Here is a 21,432-nt window from a genome sequence, read left to right as displayed (position 1 = left end):
TTAATTTCAAATATACATTAATGACTTTAAACCTGAAACAAATCTGAAGCAATTCCATCTGCCATAAACCAATGTTTTTCAGGAATTTTGAGGTGATTATTTTCTTTGATTAAAATTCCTTCAGCTAATTTTTGCTGAATTTCTTTGTAAAATTGATCTAAAATTTCTTCTTTAAATTTATTTTTCAAACTTTCAAGATCAACACCCCAAGTTGTCCTCAATCCGATCATGATCATTTCATTAAACTGATCTTTTTGTGAAAGAATTTCGGTCTCTTTCGCTAAAATATTTGAATTTAATTTTTTAATATATTGCTGATTATTGGCAACATTCCAGCTTCTTGTATCAAACCCGTTATAAGAATGGGCGGAAGGACCGATTCCCAGATATTCGTTGTACTCCCAATATGCAGAATTATGTCTTGAATGAAAGCCTTTTTTAGCAAAATTCGAGATTTCATAATGCTCAAAATTATGATCTTTCAGAAAATCAATCATGTAATAAAACTCTCTGTTTTGTTCTTCCTCTTTCGGGTTTGAGACTTTTCCGTTGGCAATCCATTTTTCCAAAGCGGTTTTTGGCTCAATCGTCAATGCGTAAGACGAGATATGAGGAACTTCAAGCGCGATAGTTTTGTTTAAATTTTGCTTCCATATTTCTAAATTGGAAGTTGGCGAACCGTAAATTAAGTCAATACTTAAATTTTCAAAGCCAAAATCCTGCGCTCTTTTGATAGAACCTTCCGCATCGGAAGCATTATGTGCACGATTCATCAACCTCAAATCTTCATCAAAAAAACTTTGCGTCCCGATTGATAATCGATTAATAGGAGAATTTGATAGTTGCTTTAAAAAATTCTTATCCAAATCATCCGGATTTGCTTCTAAAGTAATTTCAATATCAGAATTAAAACTAAAATATTTTAAAACTTCATCAATCAAAGACTTGATTTCGTCTCCGGAAAGAATAGAAGGTGTTCCACCACCGAAGTAAAGGGATTGCAAACTCTTATTTTGAAGCTCATCCTTACGGAGAAAAATCTCTTTTTTCATCGCAGCAATCATTTCATCCTTAAAATTCAAAGACGTTGAAAAATGAAAATTGCAATAGCTGCACTTCTGCTTGCAAAAAGGAATGTGAATGTAGATCATAAAAAAAGCTCTGAAAAAATTCAGAGCTCAAATTTATTTAAATTAAATCAGATTAATATCTAAATCCTCTATGATTAATAAAGTTATCAAAGTTGTAACCTAAACCGATCATGAAGCTGTTTCCACCATACTCCTGAATGTCAGACATTCCAAGGTTGTAAGTAGCACCCACCATAAATTTGTTGAATCTTACTTTTACGATTGGTGAAATACTCAACTGTTGGTTATCAAATCTGTTTTGAACACCTCTGTAGCTAACTCCGAAAGAGAATGCGTTGATGTCGTTTGAGAATGTAGCCATCAAGTTTAAATCCATCATTCTTGTAGAATTGGTATTTAAGTTGATCAAAGCTGAAGGAGTAATGGCAATATTGTCTGCAATCTTCCAGTCGTATCCTAAGTTTAAGAAGAATTTGATTGGTGATGGTTCGTAATTGTTTACGATAGATTCGTCGTTGCTTAATGCAATGTCATTCACTGAAACACCTCCGAATAACCCTTTATATGTAGCAGCTAAACCGAAGTTTGCATACGCCATAAAAATATTACTTTCGTTTCCTTGTAATAATGGATCGTAACCGTCTTCTGTATTAATTTTAGAATAATCAAAATTCATATTATAAAAATTAACACTAGTACCAAAAGAAAACTGATCTTTTCTATCCCCTTCACTGCTTAATGGGATAAAGTAAGAAGCTCCCGCTGTAATACCTCCTGCTGATATAGGACCGTTGCTATCTCTAAAAACGGAAATACCCGCTCCCACTCTGTCAAAAATATTAGCGTTGATTCCCACAGACTGTACGTTTGGAGATTCGCTAAATTTTGAAAATTGTTGTTGATAGTTTAGATTAAGCTGTACATAGTCCGTTTTACCATATTGTGCAGGGTTGAACAGGAACTCACCATCTAATAGATATTGCTGATAGTATGGTAATGATTCTTGTGCTTTGTACGCATTAGACAAAAGAGCTAAACATACGATAGCATATAGTTTTCTCATAACAAATCTTGATTTCAATTCAACAAATATAAAAAAATTCTCAATATATTTTTAGTTTTCTAAATAATTTCTCCATTTTTTTACGGCATCCGTCATATCTTGGGGCATTGGGCTCTCAAAATACAATTCCTTTTTGGTTGTGGGGTGTATAAATCCGAGAGTATGGGCATGAAGTGCATGTCTTGGCAAAATATCGAAAACATTTTTTACAAATTGCTTATATTTAGGTAGATTAACTCCACGAAGGGCGATATTTCCTTCATATCGTTCATCATTAAATAAAGTATGACCAATATGTTTGAAGTGGGCTCTAATTTGGTGCGTTCTTCCCGTTTCCAATTTACATTCTACCCAGGTCATGTATTTAAATCTTTCTAAAACTTTATAATGTGTTACGGCATGCTTCCCTTGGCTTCCGTCAACATAAGTATACATCTGCATCCTGTTCTTAGGATGTCTTCCTATGTGTCCTGTAATCGTGCCTGTATCTTCTTTCACATTCCCCCATACAAAAGCCCAGTACAATCTTTTGGTTTTTCTTTCAAAAAACTGTTTAGCAAGAAAGCTTAAAGCATATTCGTTTTTAGCAATAACTAAAAGTCCCGAGGTATCTTTGTCAATTCGGTGAACAAGTCCTACTCTGTCCAAATCTGACTTTTCTCCTTTCTGATCAAAATGAAAAGCCAAAGCATTGACTAAAGTTCCGTCCCAGTTTCCGAATCCGGGATGTACAACCATTCCCGGCTCTTTATCGACAACCACCAAATCATCATCTTCATATACAATATTGATAGGGATATCCTGCGGAATAATCACATTCAGTCTTGGCGGATGAGCAAGCAATAAAGAAATCTGATCTCCCGGTTTCACACGATAGTTTTGCTTTACAGGAGTTCCGTTGACAACAACGTTTCCGGCTCTGCAGGTTTGCGAAATTTTATTTCTTGAAGAATTCTGACGGAAATTCAAAAGAAACTTATCTATTCTTAAAGGTTCCTGTTTACCATCAACTGTGATATTCACATGTTCATACAGGCCCTTATTTTCCTCATCAATATCTACATTATTCGGATCCAGCAATTCTTCGTCTAAAAACTCTTCGTTATCTTCTGTCATTCTATTCTTTTTTACGTAAAAGGCTTCAACATTTTAAAGTTGAAGCCTGAATTTTATTATGAAGTCATCTTTTAAATGATAACTTTCTTACCTTTTGGTTTTTCAGCAGCAGGCGTTGTCGGCTTAGCTGAGTTGTCTGGATTGCCACCAGAAGTTTTTGGCTTCGTGTCTGTAGTTTTTGTTGTACTTACAGGCTTAGACGTTGTCGTTGTTGAAGGTTTTGGACTTACTGGTTTCGGAGTTACTGCAGGAGGCGGAACATTATTTACCGGTTCATCCTGAAAATTAGGAACTTCTTCATACCTGATCGGAGGCAATGTCGTATCAATTTTCATTCTGTAAGTAGAATTTAACTGATCTATCTTGTCCCGAAGCTCAGCCGGAGTTTTCTTACTTGCCCAAAGATCAATCTGCATTCCCTGATCTCTTACATCACCAGCAGCCGGATCCTGATAATAAACGATATCTGATTCATCTTTACCACCGTCTTCATGATCCACGATTCCTACTTCAAACAGATTTCTTGAAATAAGTGCTTTCGCTTCTTTTACTGTTAAACCTACCACATTAGGTATTGAGATATTTCTCATCGGTCCGGAACCTACCACAACATCAATAACCGAAAATCTCGGGATTTTTGTTCCGGGTTTTAGAGAATTTCCTTTAAATAAAATCCTCAGAACCGCATCTTTCTGAATGCTCGGCTCAAAAATAGTGTCTCCAACTTTAAGACCGACCTGATCTAATCTCTGGAATGCAAGACCCGAATATTTATTGATAACATCTGGTACGGCAACAGGAGCCCAGCTTCTTGGGTTTACTTTTAAAGTAATGGCTCTGCCGTCTTTCACGCGCGAACCCGGTGCAGGATATACCTGAAGAACCTGAAAAGGTCTGTATTTAGGGTTATAGGTTGCACTGTCTACTTCATAGTCGAGACCGGTGTCTTCTAATATTTTGACAGCATCGTGTACAGATTTATTAACAACATTAGGAACAGGAATCTCTTGTCCGTGGTTTGTATGGTATTCCAGCCAACGAAATGTAAGCCATACCAATCCCACGAAAACAGCGACCGCTACTAGTAAATTAACTAAAACTTTCCAATTGAAAAGTGATTTAAGCATACTTTAAAATACTTGAATTATAACGGCAAATATAACTAATAATTTTTGATTGCACTTTTTATTTAACAGAATTAGCATTTGGCTCCAAATTTTCTAAAATTCAATTCGTGCGTGATATAATTTCATTAAATTTGCCTTAAATGATTAAACGGATATGAGCAAAAAACACGTTGCTGTAGTGATGGGAGGCTATTCTGACGAATATAAAGTTTCCCTGAAAAGCGGACAGTTGATCTACGATTCTTTAGACAGAGATCAATATAATGTATATAAAGTAGTCATTCTAAAAAATGAATGGTATTTTTTAGATGAAAATGAAAACAAGCTTTCCATTAATAAAGGAGATTTTTCAGTTAATTTCAAAACAAATGAGACTTTAAAATTTGACGTTTGCTTCAATATCATCCACGGAACTCCCGGCGAAAACGGTATTTTGCAGGCTTATTGGGATGCAATCGGACAAGCTTATACAGGATGTGATTTTTATCAAAGTGCTTTGACGTTTAACAAAAAAGACACTTTAGCAGTTTTGTCAAAATATGGAATTCCTTCAGCGAAAAGTGTTTATTTAAGAAAAGGTGAAGATATTAATGTTGATGAAATCATCGAAAGTTTAGGTCTCCCTGTTTTCGTAAAGCCTAATCAATCTGGTTCATCATTGGGAATTTCTAAAGTAAAAAATCAGTCTGAGCTGATTGCTGCAACAGAAATTGCTTTTAAAGAAGATGATGAAATTTTAATTGAAAGCTTCCTCGACGGGATGGAAGTTTCTGTAGGTGTCATAGATTTTAAAGGTGAGACCATTGTTTTGGGAATTACAGAGATTGTTCCTAAAAATGAATTTTTCGATTATGAAGCCAAATATGAAGGTGCTTCAGAAGAAATTACTCCTGCAAGAATTGACGCAGAAACCACAAAGAAAGTGGAAGAAATAGCAAAAAGGGCCTATGATTCTTTAGGAATGAGCGGCTTTTCGAGAAGTGAATTTATTTTGATGAATGGAGTTCCGTATATGTTGGAAATGAATACCAATCCCGGATTTTCACCTGCAAGTATTCTTCCTCAACAGGCAAAAATCTACGGAATTTCAATCAAAGATCTTTGCGGAAATGAAGTTGAAAAAGCTTTACAAAAGAAAAACTAGATATTAGAAGTTAGATATTAGAGTAAATAACTCATCATTTCTAACTCATAACTTATAATTAATTACGCATGAAAATTGCCGTTTTTCCGGGGTCTTTTGATCCTATTACATTAGGACATTACGATATTATTGAGAGAGCTGCGGCACTTTTTGACAAAGTGATTATAGCGATCGGACAGAATTCTCAGAAAAAATATATGTTTCCGCTCGAAAAAAGAATGGAATTCATACAAAATTCAGTCGCAGAATTCCCAAATGTTGAAGTAGATTATTTTGAAGGTCTGACTGTTGATTATTGCTTTGAAAAAAATGCTCAATTCATTCTTAGAGGCTTGAGAAACCCCGCCGATTTTGAATTTGAAAAAGCAATTGCTCATACCAACCGTACTTTGGCCCACAAAAAACTGGAAACTGTTTTCTTACTAACCTCATCAGGAAAATCATTCATCAGCAGCAGTATTGTGAGAGAAATCATCAACCACGGCGGAGAATATGAATTATTGGTTCCGGATGCAGTAAGAGTAGAAAAAAAGTAAATATAATAATTGAATATATTATTCTTGGTTTGTCATTCCGTAGGAATCTAAGCTAATTTATTAGATTTGCCGAGATTCCTACGGAATGACAAATTAAACACTATATTTTAATTTTTTCGACTAATTCACCACAAATATTGAAAGTAATTCACTTTCTACAAAGTAATGCACGAACAGTTCAATTTTATCATAGAAATTCTCGGAACGATATCATTTTCGATGTCAGGGAGTTTTGCTGCGATGCAAAAGCGACTTGATCCGTTCGGTGTTTTGATTATTGCCTTCATTACCTCAGTTGGCGGCGGTACAGTGAGAGATTTACTTTTAGATATTCCGGTTTTCTGGATGCATGATCTTTTGATGTGTGGTTTGATCCTGGCGACAAGTATTTTTTCTATGGTCTTTAAATCAATTGAGAAAAATTTTAAAGTCACCTTATTTATTTTTGACAGCTTTGGATTAGGATTATTTACCATTATTGGCGTTCAGAAAGGTTTACATCTAGACATTCATCCTTTAATCTGCATTGGATTAGGAACCATAACCGGATGTTTTGGCGGAATTATCCGGGATATTTTACTGAACAGAATCCCGTTGATTTTTAGGAAAGAAATTTACGCAAGTGCTTGTATTATTGGCGGCTCAACATTTTTATTACTTACTCATTTCACCAATCTTTCTTATACTTTTATACAAATTTTTACGATTTTAATGATTGTAAGTGTACGAACTTTAGCGGTAAAATATCATTGGCAGATCCCGAAATTTTATGGTTATGAAAGTAATTCTGAAATGTAACCTTAATTTTCAAAATAAAAAATGCACCAATTTGTTTGGTGCATTTTTATTTTTATATAAATCTGATATGATTAAAATTTCCCTCTCTGTCTCATATGAGGATTATGCATATGCTTCTGCATTGTTGGCATTTTCAGCTGATCTTTCATCATTTTGATCTGATCGGTCATCATTCCCGCAGTGTCTAATCTTTTAGCTTCTTCCAATAATCTTTGCCCTTCCTGCCTTCTTCCTTTTGAGATTGCTCCTGCAGCAAGATTTAAAGTAGCCATTGCTCTGTCGTGCTTCATATTCAAACCATACTCCAAAGCTTTTTTCATTAACGGCTCAACTTTCGTCGGATGATCCTGAGCCAAAACCAAACCTTGCAGATAATAATAATAACCGTATTGGTTTTTATGAAGCTGAGATTTATAATCGGTAATGTTATTCAAAAATTTTGAAGCTTTTACCATATCCTGTTTTCTCAATTGCCAAAATGCCAAAAGGATATTTTCGTTTTTAAAGAACAGAAAAATGGGTAAAGCAGATAAGAGAAAAATAACAATTCCCCACCCTAAGTTTCTTGTGAAAATCATCATATAAAGCCCTCCGAGAATAAGGAGTGCTGCTACTGCGATTTTTATGTATTTATTCATTATTAAAATTTAGAAGTGCAAAGATAAAGAATTTAGATGTTAGAAGCTAGATGTTAGAAGCCAGAATTATCACAACTATTCTGTCTTTATTTTTTCATAGGTCTGAAAACAGAAATCATATTGGTTTTTTTCGTCCTTCTCATGACATATCTCACTTGTTTTTGACCAGAACTTTGTGCTGATTTTCGGAAAATATGTATCGGCATCCAATTGAGCTTTCACAAGGGTAACCTCAAGTTTGTCAGCGATTTCCATTGTCTGTTCATAGATATTTCCGCCGCCGATGATGAATATATTTTCGTTAATTTTTTTTGCAAACTTCACGGCTTCTTTGATGCTTCCAACAATCAAAACACCTTCTTCAAACCAGTCTTTTTTTCTTGAAACCACAATATTGGTACGGTTTGGAAGAGGTTTTCCTATACTTTCATAAGTTTTTCTTCCCATAATGATCGGATGTCCCGATGTAAGGTCTTTAAAATGTTTTAAATCTTTTGGAAGATGCCAAAGCAATTGGTTATCAGCACCAATTTCGTTTTTCTCGCCCATCGCGACCACTATTGTTGTCATTCAATTAATTTTCTGCAAAATTAGCACATAATTTGTATATTTGGGTAGCACAAAAAAATTTAAAAAGAAATTAAACAATCAAACGAAACTCTTTCAAAGATAAATCAAATAACTATTAAAATAAACAATTAAAAACTCACATATGAAAAACAAAGGTTGCCTGAGCGCCGGAACTATCGGTATTGCTCTTTTAATTATCGTTGCGGTATTATTCTTCTGGGGAAAAAGTGGCTACAACAATTTTGTCACTAAAGAACAGAATGTAAATACAAAATGGTCAAACGTAGAAACTGTTTATCAAAAGCGAGCCAACCTGATTCCTAACCTCGAAAGAACGGTAAAATCTTATTCTAAATTTGAGCAGGAAACTTTGACCAAAGTTGTGGAAGCACGTTCAAAAGCCACATCAATCAATATCGATCCTACGAATATGACCGAAGCTGATTTAGCTAAATTCCAGGCAGCACAAGGAGAATTATCAGGAGCATTAAGCCGATTGATGGCAGTTGTAGAATCTTATCCTAATCTGAAAGCAGATCAGCAATATATCAATTTCCAGAGAGAATATACCGCAATTGAAAACAGCATCAGAACAGAAACTGTTTATTACAACGGAGCTGCGCAAGATTATAATACTTCAATCAAGACATTCCCGAATAATATTTTGGCGAATTTCACCAACTTTAAAGAAAAACCATACTTCAAGGCAGCCGCAGGAGCAGAAAAAGCACCGGAAGTTTTCACAGAATAAGATGAGTAAGTTTCTTACAGATCAACAAATAGCTTCCCTCGTGGAAGCTATTCAGTCGGCAGAAAATCATTCTACCGGAGAGATCCGGGTACATATTGATTCTACTACTGATAGTAATAATGCAGAGACTGCTTTCAAAGTATTCAACAAACTTTGTAAGGACAAAACTGCCGAAAAAAATGCGGTTCTTTTTCATGTTAATTTTGAACAGAAGTATCTTACCATTATCGGCGACACAGGGATTCATGCAAAAGTGCATCAGTCATATTGGGATCACCTGCACGATTTTATCACTTCAGAATTCGCAAAAGGCAATCATTATAAAGCTTTAAAAAGTGCTATTCTAGAAACCGGCCTCGAACTCAAAAAATATTTTCCTGTAACGGGAGAAAACCACAACGAACTTCCCAATGAGATTACATTCTCTTAAAATACTGTTTTCATTTTTCCTTATCTGCTTATGCTCTTTCGTATCAGCACAATATACTATTCCTGAAAAACCAGCGGTTTTATATCCTGTATATGATGAAGGAAACCTTCTTACAAATCAGGAAAAAAATGAACTCAACAACAAGCTCATCAAATTTGCAGATTCTACCTCAACGGAAATTGAAGTCATCATTATTCCCTCCACAAAAGGCGAAGACATCAATTATCTTGCAACAATGTTTGGTGAAAAATGGGGAATAGGACAAAAAGATGTTGACAACGGAGTCGTTTTTCTCATTGCAACCGAAGACAGAACGATGTCAATTCAGCAAGGGCGGGCTGTCGAACAATATTTAACTGCCTCAGTTGCCGGACAGATTCTCGATTATATTGTTACTCCAAAATTCAAACAGGGAAAATGGTATGAAGGAATCAACGGTGGAACAACTGCAATCATGGAAGCGGTTCAGGGTAAATTTAAACCTTTAGCCAATCAGAAAAAATCTGGAAATATCAGTATTTCTAAATTAATCATCATCGGATTCGTCATTTTTTTTATTCTTATTGTTCTTTTTAGAAACAGAGGTGGTGGTGACGATGATGGCGACATGATTCTCAGCCGAAGAGGACGCAGAAATTATCCCGGTGGATTCTTCCCTTTCCCTGGAAGTTTTGGTGGCGGATTTGGAGGCGGAAGTTCAGGAGGCAGCGGTGGCGGTTTTGGCGGCTTCGGCGGTGGCGGAAGTTTTGGCGGCGGTGGTGCTTCGGGTGGATGGTAAAAATTAATTAAATAATGAATGAAAAAAAACAACAATAATCATCACCAAACCAATTGTTAGGAATGTTTCTATCTTTATTTTTTATTGTATTGGTTATTAGAATTTTATTTAATCCCATATCTTCATTATTTTAATTCAGCATAAATTACTACAACGCTTGTCATTCCGTAGGAATCTAAATTTAGTTTTAATACGTTGTTGAGATTTAACGGAATGGTAAAGTATGTGTTAATTTTTTCTTATTAGAACATCATTTCTTTCTTATCATTCATCAATGTTTTTAAACAATCATTATACTAATTTTGTCTTATAAAAATCAACAATATGGAATTAGGAATAGGAATGTTTGGCGATCTGGCTTTTGACCAGACAACCGGAAAATATAAAGATGCTGGAATAAAAATCCGTGAAATTCTTGAGCAGGTAAAACTGATGGATGAGGTGGGAATTGATGTCTTCGCAATGGGAGAACATCACCGTCCCGATTATGCGGTTTCTTCACCCGAAATCGTTTTGGCTGCAGCAGCAAGTATCACAAAAAATATAAAACTGGCGAGTGGAGTAACAGTTCTAAGTTCGTCTGAGCCTGTGAAAGTCTATGAAGATTTTGCAACTTTAGATCTTATCTCAGATGGAAGAGCTGAAGTTTTCGTTGGACGTGGCAGTTTCATCGAATCATTTCCGTTGTATGGCTATTCTCTGAATGATTATGAACAACTATTTGACGAAAAATTAGAATTATTATTAAAAATAAATTCCGAAGAAAACGTTTCTTGGTCAGGGAAACTGCGTGCACCGATGCAGAATCAAACCGTTTATCCGAGAGCAAAAAATAATGGTAAACTTCCTATTTGGAGAGCTGTCGGCGGAACTCCGCAGTCGGTTTTGAGTGCTGCAAAATTGGGAATGCCTTTAGTGGTTGCGATCATCGGCGGAATGCCGATCCAGTTTAAAAATTTAATTGAATTTTATAAGCAGGAATACCTTAAAGCAGGGCATGACGAATCTGAAATGCAGATTGCCATTCATTCTCATACTTTTGTAAGCGATGAAAAAGAAGTTGTTGACGGATATTTTTATAATTACAAATCTCAGATGGACAGAATCGGATCATCAAGAGGATGGGCTCCGTACACAAAAATGCAGTATGAGGGAGGGAGAGGAAAAGACGGCGCATTATTTATCGGAAATGTAAATGAAGTAGCCGATAAAATCAATTACATGAAAGAAATTTTCGGGATTACAAGATTTATCGGTCACATGGATGTTGGTGATCCGGCTCATGATGTGATGATGAAGTCTATCGAATTATTTGGAGAGCAAGTAAAAACCTTATTGAATTAAATTTGTAGATTTTTTTCTACATTATACTATTTTTTTTCTACAGAAAGAAAAAAAAATTAAATTTGCATCGTTAAAAAATTCAAATATGAAAAAATTATTAATGATGTCATTGGGCGTTTTCGCACTAATGTCCTGCTCAAATGATGATGCAACAGAAGATCAAATATCTATTGTAGGAATCTGGAAAGAGAGTAAAACGGTAATCTACAGTGGAACAAACAATGCTGTTTTGAGTACAGAATTACCCGATGACTGCGACAAAAAAAACACTTACGAATTTACCTCCAACGGAATTTTAAATTCAAAAATATTTTACACAAAATCTGACGGAACCTGCGGAGAAGACGGAAATTTTTCCGAAAGCTACAATTATGATCCTGCAACAAAGAAAATTTTGATTGATGGTACAACAACCGACGTTCTACAGCTTAATCAAAATGAGCTTCAGATTGTTGCTGATGAGAATGACGAAAATGGTGATGGTGTAAATGATAAAATGGTGATGTATTTTTACAGATAATCTTTTAAATTTGTGCCCCTTTTTAGGGGCATTTTTTATCAAACGATCTCTATCAAACTTCCTCTTTCTTCCTCTTTTATGATATTCAGGGAAACAGGAATTTTCTCTTTCAGTTCTTCAACGTGCGAAATAATTCCTACAATTCTGTTTTCTTTCTGAAGGCTCATTAAAGTTTCAAAAACGACGTTCACTGATTCCAGATCCTGAGTTCCGAAACCTTCATCAATAAAAAAGAAGTTTTTTTCAGATTTTGCATTCGCCTGAACACTTTCCGCTAAAGCCAAAGCCAGACTCAGAGAAACCTGAAAAGCCTGTCCCCCGGACAATGTTTTTACGCTTCGGCTTCGTCCTTCGTTGAGGTAATCTACGATTTCAAAATCATTGTTTTCATTCAGCTGCAGACTCAGTTGATTTCTCGTCATTCTGTGGAAGCGGATGTTTGCGTGATCACACAATTGACGAAGATAAATTGACGAAACATACTGTACAAAGCCTGCCCCTTTAAAGAGATTGGTCATTATTTTCAGATTGTCTGCACGTTTCTGAAGTTTGGATAATTTTATTAAAAGATTTTCTTTTTTCTTAAATTCTTTTTCCAGTCTTTCAATTTCAGAAGTGATTTTCACGACAGAATCGTTTGCAATTTTCACATCATTTTCTATTGTTTTAAACTGATTTTCAACTGCTGAAAAATGTTCTTCATCAAATGAAAAATCTTTGAGTTTTGTTTCAAGTTCAGAAATTCCGTTTTTCAGAGTTTCAAAATCTATCCTGAATTTTTGGATTTTATTTCTCGCTTCATAAACGTTTATTTCTTCTGATAAAATAGTTTGAACCTCAACCAAATCTGTGAAATTTTGTTCTGATAAAGATTGTTTGATAACATTTTCATTGTCGGAAATTTCTTTTTCAAGTTCTGAAATTCTTTTTTCGAGTTGACTGACAATTGTTTTTTGTTCGGCAAGTTTTGGTGAAAGTTCTTTTTCTTTTTTAATTAAATTCTGATAATTCTGCTCGGTTTCAAGATTTGACTGTGCGAGTTTTTGAAAGCTTTCTTCAACTTCAATAATCGCCTTTTCCTGATAATCTTTCCAATCCAGAATTTTCAGATTTGATTCATTGGTTTTGATTTGTTCGGCTTTTTTCGCTTCATCTAATCTGAATTTTTCCAAAGCTTTGTTGTAATGATCAAGAGTTTCACGCTCTTTTTCAAGATTTTTTCGTTCTTGGGAAATATTTTGACTGATTTGCTCAATCTGTTTTTCTATTTCAAAAGATTGCAGACGTTTTTGTTCAAATTCGGCTTCGTTTTCAGCATTAAATTCTTTCCAGATAAAATTTTGTACATGATTTTGAATGTTGATCTGAATTTGCTTTAAAATTTCTTCTTCAGATTTCAATTGCTCTTCAAAAATGTTTTTCCGTTCGAAAATTTTCTCAATTTCTAAAGATTTTTTCTGAATTTCCTGTTTTTGATTTTCAAGATTTTCAATTTGTTTTTGCAATTCATTCAGTTCAAAATTCACATCATCAAATTCTAAAATATTCGGATGTTCCAGCGATCCACAAAGCGGACAAGATTCTCCGTCATGCAATTCACTTGCAAAATGCGACAACTTTTGCTGGATTTCCAGATGTTTTTGCTTTTCCGAAAGCTCTTTTTTCTGAATTTCTAAAGCATCGATTTGAGTTTTAAAATCATTTTTAAAACTTTCAGTATTGATTTCAAAAGGTTTTAATACGGTTGAAATTTTTTCAATTTCAGTCTTCTTTTGATTCGTTTTTTCGGTTTGTTTTTGAAAAGATTCCGTCAGATTTTTCTTTTCTAAAAACCAATTTCCGACATTAATTATTAAAGTTGCATCTAATTTTTTAGGCTTTAAAACTTCTGTTTCTTTTGCAAGCTCGGTAAGCTTTTTTTCAATCAGCTTATTATTGGCTTCAACTTCCTGTACTTTTTCCGAACCTTTTTTGGTTCTGTCTTTCAGAATTTCAATTTCATCAGAAAAATTTAGCATTTGTAATATCAAATTCAAATCATCTTGCTGAACTTTTGATTGATCCAAAGCTTGAAATTTTGGTAAAATTGCTGAAAGTTTTTCCGTTAAAGATTTAAATTGAGTCTCCGTTTCCAATAAAATTTTAGTCTGATTTTCTCTGGCTTTTTGATGAGATTCAATTTCTGTTTGGAGCTTATTTTTCTCAGTAATTAAAGGATTAAAAGTACGGAAAACCTGATCAAATAATTCAATTTTTCTTTCTAAAATGTCAATTTCAGTTTTTTCAACGGAAAGTTTTTCGAAATCTTCTTTTTTCTTCTTTAAAAGTTCAAAATCTTCCTTTAAATTTTTGAGTTGCTGATATTTTTCTCCAATTTGTTTAAACTGAATCTGTATCATTTCCAGTTTTTGATTTTCAAGCTGTAAAGTTCCTTTTTGGGCAGAAATCTGTTCTTCGTTCACTTCTTCAAAACCTTTCAGCTGACCTTCCAACTGATCAAGTTCTGATCTGTTTTTGGCATTTAAAACCGAAACATTATTCTGAAGATCAAATCGCTGAAGATTAAAAATTTCTTTCATCATATTCGTTCTTTCAGTCGCTCCAAGCTCAAGAAATTCTTTGAACTGACCTTGTGGAATGATGATCGTGCGCTTGAAATTCGCATAACTGAGACCAATGATTTTTTCTGAATCTGAATGATCCAAAGGAATCCATTTGTCATTTATTTTTTCGTAAAAAGTAACTGAAGAAGGCTTTACATCATCAAATTTTTTAGAATTTCTTTTAAAATCACGCGTTGCACGGAAGATTTTGTTTTCATGATTGATGAAATCAAACTGGATATAAGAAGAATTTGATTTCAGATTCATCATATTATATGCTCTTTTGTCGCGCATATTCAAACGTTCTGTTTCGCCGTAAAGAGCGAACGAAATCGCCTCCAAAATTGATGATTTTCCCGAACCGACAGACCCGAAAATTCCAAATAATCCGGCTTCCGTCAGATTTTTAAAATCGATCGTCTGACGTTCCTGATAAGAATATAAACCCTCGATGGTTAATTGAATTGGAATCATTTTAATTTAAGGGTTTAAAAATTCGTTAAACAAATTGATGAGTTCTTCATTGGCTTCCTGACCACCGTTTTTAGATTTAAAATAATCTTTAAACAAAAACTGAATATCCTGATTGAGATTAATCTCCTGCAATTGATTTTCATTAAATTCCTGACTTTTAATCTTTGGAATCAGATGCACAATTCCGTCGTGAGATTGGTAAATCTGTTTTCTTTCTTCGGCTTTTAAAAATGTTTCGCTTTCTAAAGTGAGCTCGACCAAAGTATTTGGATTTTCAGTTAACCATTCAACAGTTTTTTCCACTGAATCAAAAGTTTTTCTCACCAGTTTTTTTCCGTTTTTTAAAGCCAATTTCTCAAATGAAACTTCTTTATTGGGTTTAGCTTCAATGATAGAAACATATTTTGTCTGTCCGGCTTCGCTGAAACTATAGCAAAGTGGCGAAGACGAATAAACAACAGGTTTTTCCAGAGTTCCGATATTCTGAAAACCGTGTAAATGTCCCAAAGCAGTATATTGAATCTGCGAAGGAATAATATCAGAATAAATAAGGTCTGCGTTACCAATTTTGATCGGTTTTTCGCCTTCGGGTTCTTCAAGAATCGGCGCTCCTTTTTTGTTGATATATAAATGTGCCATTAAAATATTGACTCCGTTTTCATCACAGAATTCATTGGCGATTGCTGCCCAATTTTCTGCTAAAACTTTGTTGAGTTCTTCTTCTTTGTTCTCTCCGAAATATTCTTTTAAACGAATTTCATTTGCATAAGGTGTGTGTAAAATTCTAATAGGGAAATTTTGACTTTTTAATTCTAATTCAACAAAACCATGAATAGAATTTGAAATCTTAAAATGTTCAAGTGCAAAAGGAGCAATATTCGCTTTTGGATGACCGATTAATATAATACCGCATTCTCTAGCCAACGGATCTGGTGCATCGATCAGATTAGGTGAATCGTGATTTCCTGAAATGGCAATGACAGGACGTTTTCCGTTTAATGATAGACGTTTTAATGTTTTGTAAAAAAGTTCTGTCGCCTCAACACTCGGATTAAAATTGTCAAATAAATCTCCGGCAATCAAAACCAGATCAACGTTTTGTTCATCGGCAATTTCAACAATTTCGTTTAAAACCAACACTTGTTCTTCCAAGCGTGAAAAACGGTCAAGTCGCTTACCCAAATGCCAATCGGCGGTGTGCAGAATTTTCATATTTCAAATTTAAGAAACTAAAAACCTAATGTGAAATTTCTGAAAGAAAATGTTATTTCCTACTTTTGAAAAAAACTAATCTTATGAAATGTATTTTCACTCTGTTTCTTGTTTTGTTTGTTACATTTTTTAATGCTCAAAATCTCGAAAAAATTTCAAAAGAAATTAATGAAGAAGGAATTGCCTTGTACCGAAGCGAGATGGCAAGTTGGTACGGTACGGATATCTTCAGAGAAAATTATGCTAAAATGGAAAATGTAAGTGGATATTTCTCCTACATTGATGAATCTGTTCCCAAATGTATCTTCTTTTCGAAGGAGAATAAAGTTTTGGCAACCATTGCTTTTCCCACAAACTATAATCCGAAAGATGCAAAACTAGATATGAAGGAAAGAGATTTTACATCTCTAGAAATTGAGTATTTTACAATCAGACAAAATGCTTTAGCGAGGATAAAAAATGATACGATCTTCAAATCATATAAGAACACTAATTTTAATATTGTTCCCATTATCAGGAACAAAGTAAAGAAAGTCTATGTTTTGACCGGACCTTCTGTAGATAACGTGATTATTTTTGGAAATGATTATTTGATTACTTTTAATAATAAAAATGAAGTAAAAAATGTTGAAAGACTTCATAACAGTATGATTGCCCAAAATATCAATGATGATAAAGTTGGAAAAACCGTAAGTGGAGTGCATTCTCATGTGATTGAAAATTGGCAGACCATGACGCCGACAGATATTTGTACCTTGATGCTTTATCAGAAATTTACAAATTGGGAAAGCTATATTACGGTCTCTAAAAAATTTACTAGTATTTGGAATCCTAATCATAATCTTATCATTATGAAAAGTGAGAATTTTAAAAATATGGCAGAGAACATTCAAAAAGGAAAGGCAGAAAAATTGAAGGAAAAGTCAGAATAGTTTTCCTGAATTTTTAATTTCTTCAAACAACAATGTTTGTAATCAACTGCAAATTACTCTTGTTTAAAACAACCCTGTTTGTAATCAAATGCAAATGACATTTAAGTAAAGCAAGCTGTTTGTAACTAAATGCAGTTTTTTGTTTCAAAGAATATGATTAACTATCATTGGCTTCTTTTGCTTTAAAATCTTCCCGAATTTGCTTTAAACGTGCTTTTCTTTCTGCTTCCGCAGTTTGAATTTTACGTTTTTTCTGATCGATTTTATTTTTATTCTTTTTTCTGTTCGCTTCGTTGTTTTTGCTCATATCTTTTTGTAATGAGTGATTTTTATTGATAAGAATATCTTCATCAAAAATACTAAAGATTAAGAGTCTAAACAATTTTAGTCGTTAAGTCGGATAAAATATTTTAATTTTACTGCGTTATGGAAGAAAAATCAAAAGACCCACTCCACGGAAAAAGACTTGATGCCATTCTTGAGGAACTGGTAGAATATTATCAGGGCTTTGAGGAATTGGGAAAACAGATCAATATCAAATGTTTTACAGACAATCCTAGTATCAATTCCTCACTGAAGTTTTTACGAAAAACTGATTGGGCAAGAGCAAAAGTAGAGAGTTTGTATCTCTACGTTCTGAGACAGAAAAAGAAAGAAGAAGCAAAAAAAGGATAGTATATTGGATGTTTAATAATCTTCTTTTAATACGTTTTCGGCATTCAATGATTTCAAAAGCAGTATATTTGCGCCGTTAATCGTGAAAAATCTCACGAAAAAAAGAAAAATTATGACAATTGATCACAATCACGTTGTAGCGGTGAGCTACATACTTCACACTATTGAAGAGGATGGAAGTAAAGTTCTTGTTGAAGAAACGACTGCAGAAAATCCGCTTACATTTTTATATGGAGTTGGAATGATGATTCCTAAATTTGAACAAAATATCTTAGGTTTGACAGCTGGTGATAAAGCTGCTTTTGTAATTCAGCCGGAAGAAGCGTACGGTGAAAAGCAGGAAGATGCTATTGCCCAATTGCCAATCGATATGTTTGGTGAAGCTGGAATTCCACCGGTAGGAGCTATTTTACCATTATCTGATGATCAGGGAAATAATTTCCAGGCATTTGTGGTAGAAGTTACCCCTGAAGTTGTAATAGCAGACCTTAACCATCCAATGGCTGGGAAAGTTTTGGATTTTCAGGTTGAAATTTTAAATACACGTCCTGCGACTGAAGAAGAGTTGGCTCACGGTCACGCTCATGGAGTTGACGGAGACGAAGCTCACTAAGCATTATAAACTATATGAATGTCCGATGAAAATCGGACATTTTTTTTGAAGTCAATGAATGAGGTATTTAGTTAATCTAAAAATTCTCCGGAAACGTAGTACCATCGTTCGTGCATTTTCTGGAAGATTGAAAACTCATGATGAATCTGTGATTTGCCGTTTTCATCCGTATAATAAGCTTTAAATTCTACCTGATTTAAAGCAGGCGTTTTTACTATTTCCAGTTTTGTCCATTGATTAATTTCTCCCCATTCCTGCAAATCTTCTTTATGGTGAAGCTTTCTTTTTCCGGGAAGCGTGGTTTCCATTAAATATTCTCCGTTGGGAATAGCAAATGCAGAAAATCTGGATCGCATCAAAGCTTCTGCGTTCGGAGCATATTTTTCTCCTGTGTGATAAGGTTTGCAACATTCTTCATAGGATTTTCCGGAGCAGCAGGGGCAGTTCATTTCTTTAGATTTTATTTAAACACAAATTTACACGAATATTTTTGCACGAATATCACAAAGCTAGATCTCTCGCTGATTTTACAGATAACGCTGATTAAATGGAAAGGGATATCTGCTTATTCTCCAAATCTGTATTAGCCTAAAATCGTGTCATTTTATCATTTGTGTTTAAATAAAAAAGCATCCAAATCAATGAATGCTTTTAAAATTTATTTAATAAAACCTCTGTTTCTCAATAAAGGTTTAATATCAGGATCATGTCCTGTGAAATCTCTGAATGCCTGATTCAAATCAACAGAATTACCAACAGAGAGAATGAATTTTCTGAAACGGTCACCATTTTTTCTGGTCAATCCGCCATTTTTTGAAATCCATTCCCAGGCATCGCTGTCTAAAGTTTCAGACCATAAATACGCGTAATATCCCGCCGAATAACCTCCGCCCCAAATGTGTGCGAAATATGGAGTATGGTATCTTGGCGGAACGGTTGATAAAGTAAATCCATGATTATTTAAAGATTGTTTTTCAAAATCTAAAACCGGAAGCAATTGTCCTTCGTTCGTCACAGAATGCCAATCCATATCCAAAGCAGCCGCAGAAACCAATTCAGTAGTCATATAACCTTGATTAAAAGTCGCAGCATTTTTAATCTTATCAACCAAAGCCTGCGGAATTGGCTGTTTTGTTTCGTAATGAATCGCATAATTTTTAAGAACAACAGGATCTAAAGCCCAATGTTCATTAATTTGCGAAGGAAATTCTACAAAATCTCTCGGAACATTGGTTCCTGAAAGGGAAGGATATTTCTGACTGGCAAACATTCCATGGATAGAGTGACCAAACTCATGGAAAATCGTAGTCACATCATCATAACTGATCAATGAAGGTTTCCCCGGAGCCGGTTTTTGATAATTGTAACAGTTCACAATGACAGGTTTTGTTCCTAAAAGATAAGACTGTTCTACGAAATTGCTCATCCATGCGCCGCCGTTTTTAGAATCTCTTGTATAGAAATCAAGATAATAGATTGCTAAAGATTTTCCATCGTGATCGAAAACTTCGTAGGTTACGACATCGGGATGATAAACAGGAAGATCGGTTCTTTTTTTAAAGGTCAGTCCGTAAAATTTTTCAGCTGCGAAGAAAACTCCTTTTTCCAGAACGGTTGTGATTTCAAAATAAGGCTTGATTTGGTTTTCATCTAAATCAAATTTCGCTTTTCTTACCTGTTCTGCGTAAAAATTCCAGTCCCACGGTTCTAATTTAAAACCACCTTTTTGCTGATCGATCAAATCCTGAATGTCTTTTGCTTCGCGTTTTGCAGTTTCTACGGCAGGAGTTGCCAATTGATTCATCAATTTTACCGCTGCATCAGGGGTTTTTGCCATCTGATCCTGCAGTTTCCATTCTGCGAAGCTTTTTTTGCCTAAAATCTGAGCTTTTTTCAGTCTTAAATTTGCCAGTTTTTCAATCGTTTCTCTGGTGTCACTGTTTCCGCCTTTTTCGGCTCTCATCCATGAAGCTTTGAAAACTTTTTCGCGGGTTGCTCTGTTCGTAAGGTTTTGTAAAACGGGTTGTTGTGTAGTATTCTGAAGAGCTAAAAGATATTTTCCTTCTTTTCCTGCAGTTTTAGCGTCGGCTGCAGCTGCCGCAATTTCGTCAGCAGAAAGTCCGTCTAATTCTTTTACATCGTCGATGATTATTCCGCCTTCTTTTCTCGCCTCCAATAATTTATTTGAATATTGAGTAGAAAGCGAGGCCATTTCCTGATTGTACTGCTTTAGTTTTTCTTTATCAGCAGCAGAAAGATTGGAACCGGCAATCTCAAAATTCTGTTTATAAAACTGAAGAAGTCTTTTACTTTCAGAATCTAAGCCGTTTTCTGAAATCGCTTTTATTCTATTATATAAATTTTCATTCAAATACATTTTGTCAGAATGTGCTGCAAAAATTGGTGCAAATTCTTCATCTAAAGCCTGTAAAGTAGGGTTTGTATTTGCACTTGTCAGGTTTGAGAATATCGTTACGGCTCTTTTCAAAATTTCACCGCTTTTCTCTAAAGCCACGATTGTATTTTCAAAAGTTGCTGCTTCGGAATTGTTGGCAATTTTAAGGATTTCAGCATCGTGCTGTTTTAAGCCAAATTCAAAAGCAGGTTTGAAATGTTCGTCTTTAATTTTATCAAATTCCGGAGCTTCGTACTGAAGTTTACTTTTTTTCATGAAAGGATTCGACGAAAGTGAAGAATCCGGAACAGGAATTTCCTGTCTTATGTCGTTTGTTTTCATTGTGGTACATGAGTAATTGAATGCTAAAGCAGAAATTAATAATGCTGATGAAATGTTTTTCATAGATGAATTATTATTAAAGTCTAAAGATATTAAAAGTAATTGATAAATTTATTGCGACTTGTATTCCCAAATATTGATCGTTATAATTATTAAAATTAGTCTGATTTTGCTGATTTATTTAAATTGAAATCTAGGAATCAAAAAAGATCAAAAAATCTGTAAATAACTATGTAATATTTTTTATATTTTAGTTGTTATTATTAATACAAACAAAATT

General features: G+C 34.4%; 22 protein-coding genes. 11 read left to right on the top strand and 11 right to left on the bottom strand.

The genetic code is table 11. From position 1 onward, the window contains the following. Positions 1-26 precede the first annotated feature (26 nt). From hemW to K0R77_RS15440, 4 genes are all read right to left on the bottom strand, one after another. Entirely contained in the window at positions 27-1,151 is a 1,125-nt protein-coding gene (gene hemW / locus K0R77_RS15455) for a radical SAM family heme chaperone HemW (protein WP_300354318.1), read from the bottom strand. A 52-nt stretch (positions 1,152-1,203) separates the two neighbouring features. Continuing rightward, positions 1,204-2,154 carry a PorP/SprF family type IX secretion system membrane protein gene (locus tag K0R77_RS15450; protein WP_300354316.1) on the bottom strand — a complete coding sequence of 317 codons (951 nt, stop codon included), beginning with the start codon at positions 2,152-2,154 and terminating at the stop codon, positions 1,204-1,206. Between the two features lie 51 nt (positions 2,155-2,205). Next, positions 2,206-3,270: an RluA family pseudouridine synthase gene (locus tag K0R77_RS15445; RefSeq protein ID WP_300354314.1), complete on the bottom strand. Its 1,065-nt coding sequence runs from the start codon at positions 3,268-3,270 to the stop codon at positions 2,206-2,208. A 71-nt stretch (positions 3,271-3,341) separates the two neighbouring features. Beyond that, positions 3,342-4,397 carry a PASTA domain-containing protein gene (locus tag K0R77_RS15440; protein WP_300354312.1) on the bottom strand — a complete coding sequence of 352 codons (1,056 nt, stop codon included), beginning with the start codon at positions 4,395-4,397 and terminating at the stop codon, positions 3,342-3,344. A gap of 154 nt (positions 4,398-4,551) precedes the next feature. On the opposite strand from K0R77_RS15440, the gene K0R77_RS15435 reads away from it, so the two are divergent. The 3 genes from K0R77_RS15435 to K0R77_RS15425 all read left to right on the top strand — a co-directional run bounded on the left by K0R77_RS15435 (position 4,552) and on the right by K0R77_RS15425 (position 6,875). Beyond that, the gene (locus K0R77_RS15435; RefSeq protein WP_300354310.1) at positions 4,552-5,541 is read left to right on the top strand and encodes a D-alanine--D-alanine ligase; all 990 of its coding nucleotides are present in this window, start codon (positions 4,552-4,554) and stop codon (positions 5,539-5,541) included. A 68-nt stretch (positions 5,542-5,609) separates the two neighbouring features. Next, a complete protein-coding gene (coaD, locus tag K0R77_RS15430; protein WP_300354308.1) occupies positions 5,610-6,077 on the top strand; it encodes a pantetheine-phosphate adenylyltransferase in 468 nt (155 codons plus the stop codon). A 165-nt stretch (positions 6,078-6,242) separates the two neighbouring features. After that, the gene (locus K0R77_RS15425) at positions 6,243-6,875 is read left to right on the top strand and encodes a trimeric intracellular cation channel family protein (protein WP_300354305.1); all 633 of its coding nucleotides are present in this window, start codon (positions 6,243-6,245) and stop codon (positions 6,873-6,875) included. A 71-nt stretch (positions 6,876-6,946) separates the two neighbouring features. Here the strand turns inward: K0R77_RS15425 and K0R77_RS15420 are convergent, their stop codons facing one another. Both K0R77_RS15420 and K0R77_RS15415 read right to left on the bottom strand, forming a co-directional pair. Further along, positions 6,947-7,513, bottom strand: a complete 567-nt coding sequence (locus K0R77_RS15420) for a DUF2892 domain-containing protein (RefSeq protein ID WP_300354302.1) — start codon at positions 7,511-7,513, stop codon at positions 6,947-6,949. Between the two features lie 75 nt (positions 7,514-7,588). Further along, positions 7,589-8,083 carry a dihydrofolate reductase gene (locus K0R77_RS15415; RefSeq protein WP_300354299.1) on the bottom strand — a complete coding sequence of 165 codons (495 nt, stop codon included), beginning with the start codon at positions 8,081-8,083 and terminating at the stop codon, positions 7,589-7,591. Positions 8,084-8,225: 142 nt separating this feature from the next. Between K0R77_RS15415 and K0R77_RS15410 the strand changes: the two genes are divergently transcribed. From K0R77_RS15410 to K0R77_RS15390, 5 genes are all read left to right on the top strand, one after another. Then, entirely contained in the window at positions 8,226-8,834 is a 609-nt protein-coding gene (locus K0R77_RS15410) for a LemA family protein (RefSeq protein WP_300354297.1), read from the top strand. Position 8,835: 1 nt separating this feature from the next. Beyond that, positions 8,836-9,264, top strand: a complete 429-nt coding sequence (locus K0R77_RS15405) for a TPM domain-containing protein (protein WP_300354294.1) — start codon at positions 8,836-8,838, stop codon at positions 9,262-9,264. Then, positions 9,245-10,042, top strand: coding sequence for a YgcG family protein (locus K0R77_RS15400; protein WP_300354291.1), 798 nt, complete (start codon positions 9,245-9,247; stop codon positions 10,040-10,042). The genes K0R77_RS15405 and K0R77_RS15400 overlap by 20 nt, the downstream gene beginning before the upstream one ends. 324 nt (positions 10,043-10,366) lie before the next feature. Continuing rightward, positions 10,367-11,386 carry an LLM class flavin-dependent oxidoreductase gene (locus K0R77_RS15395; protein ID WP_300354288.1) on the top strand — a complete coding sequence of 340 codons (1,020 nt, stop codon included), beginning with the start codon at positions 10,367-10,369 and terminating at the stop codon, positions 11,384-11,386. Between the two features lie 85 nt (positions 11,387-11,471). Further along, positions 11,472-11,906 carry a lipocalin family protein gene (locus K0R77_RS15390; protein ID WP_300354285.1) on the top strand — a complete coding sequence of 145 codons (435 nt, stop codon included), beginning with the start codon at positions 11,472-11,474 and terminating at the stop codon, positions 11,904-11,906. A gap of 38 nt (positions 11,907-11,944) precedes the next feature. On the opposite strand, the gene K0R77_RS15385 is transcribed toward K0R77_RS15390, so the two are convergent. Continuing rightward, positions 11,945-14,983: an SbcC/MukB-like Walker B domain-containing protein gene (locus K0R77_RS15385; protein WP_300354282.1), complete on the bottom strand. Its 3,039-nt coding sequence runs from the start codon at positions 14,981-14,983 to the stop codon at positions 11,945-11,947. A gap of 6 nt (positions 14,984-14,989) precedes the next feature. Beyond that, positions 14,990-16,195 (bottom strand): exonuclease subunit SbcD, encoded by a 1,206-nt coding sequence (locus K0R77_RS15380; protein ID WP_300354279.1) that lies wholly within the window; start codon positions 16,193-16,195, stop codon positions 14,990-14,992. Positions 16,196-16,278: 83 nt separating this feature from the next. Here K0R77_RS15380 and K0R77_RS15375 point away from each other — a divergent pair, with 83 nt between their 5' ends. After that, complete coding sequence (locus K0R77_RS15375; RefSeq protein WP_300354276.1) at positions 16,279-17,127, top strand: hypothetical protein; 849 nt, start codon at positions 16,279-16,281, stop codon at positions 17,125-17,127. A gap of 157 nt (positions 17,128-17,284) precedes the next feature. Here the strand turns inward: K0R77_RS15375 and K0R77_RS15370 are convergent, their stop codons facing one another. Further along, positions 17,285-17,509, bottom strand: coding sequence for a hypothetical protein (locus K0R77_RS15370; RefSeq protein WP_300354274.1), 225 nt, complete (start codon positions 17,507-17,509; stop codon positions 17,285-17,287). A gap of 44 nt (positions 17,510-17,553) precedes the next feature. Between K0R77_RS15370 and K0R77_RS15365 the strand changes: the two genes are divergently transcribed. Both K0R77_RS15365 and K0R77_RS15360 read left to right on the top strand, forming a co-directional pair. Continuing rightward, positions 17,554-17,802 carry a VF530 family protein gene (locus K0R77_RS15365; RefSeq protein WP_300354272.1) on the top strand — a complete coding sequence of 83 codons (249 nt, stop codon included), beginning with the start codon at positions 17,554-17,556 and terminating at the stop codon, positions 17,800-17,802. A 112-nt stretch (positions 17,803-17,914) separates the two neighbouring features. After that, positions 17,915-18,415, top strand: coding sequence for a peptidylprolyl isomerase (locus K0R77_RS15360; RefSeq protein WP_300354270.1), 501 nt, complete (start codon positions 17,915-17,917; stop codon positions 18,413-18,415). Positions 18,416-18,486: 71 nt separating this feature from the next. On the opposite strand, the gene K0R77_RS15355 is transcribed toward K0R77_RS15360, so the two are convergent. Together K0R77_RS15355 and K0R77_RS15350 are read right to left on the bottom strand one after the other, a co-directional pair. Beyond that, positions 18,487-18,864 (bottom strand): YchJ family protein, encoded by a 378-nt coding sequence (locus K0R77_RS15355; protein ID WP_300354268.1) that lies wholly within the window; start codon positions 18,862-18,864, stop codon positions 18,487-18,489. Positions 18,865-19,073: 209 nt separating this feature from the next. Beyond that, positions 19,074-21,215, bottom strand: coding sequence for a M3 family metallopeptidase (locus K0R77_RS15350; RefSeq protein WP_300354264.1), 2,142 nt, complete (start codon positions 21,213-21,215; stop codon positions 19,074-19,076). Between the last annotated feature and the right edge of the window lie 217 nt (positions 21,216-21,432).

It is taken from the genome of Chryseobacterium sp. (assembly GCF_029240215.1).
Lineage (GTDB): Bacteria > Bacteroidota > Bacteroidia > Flavobacteriales > Weeksellaceae > Chryseobacterium.
Note: the sequence above shows the minus strand (reverse complement) of the source record. Positions and strands in the feature narration are given on the sequence as shown.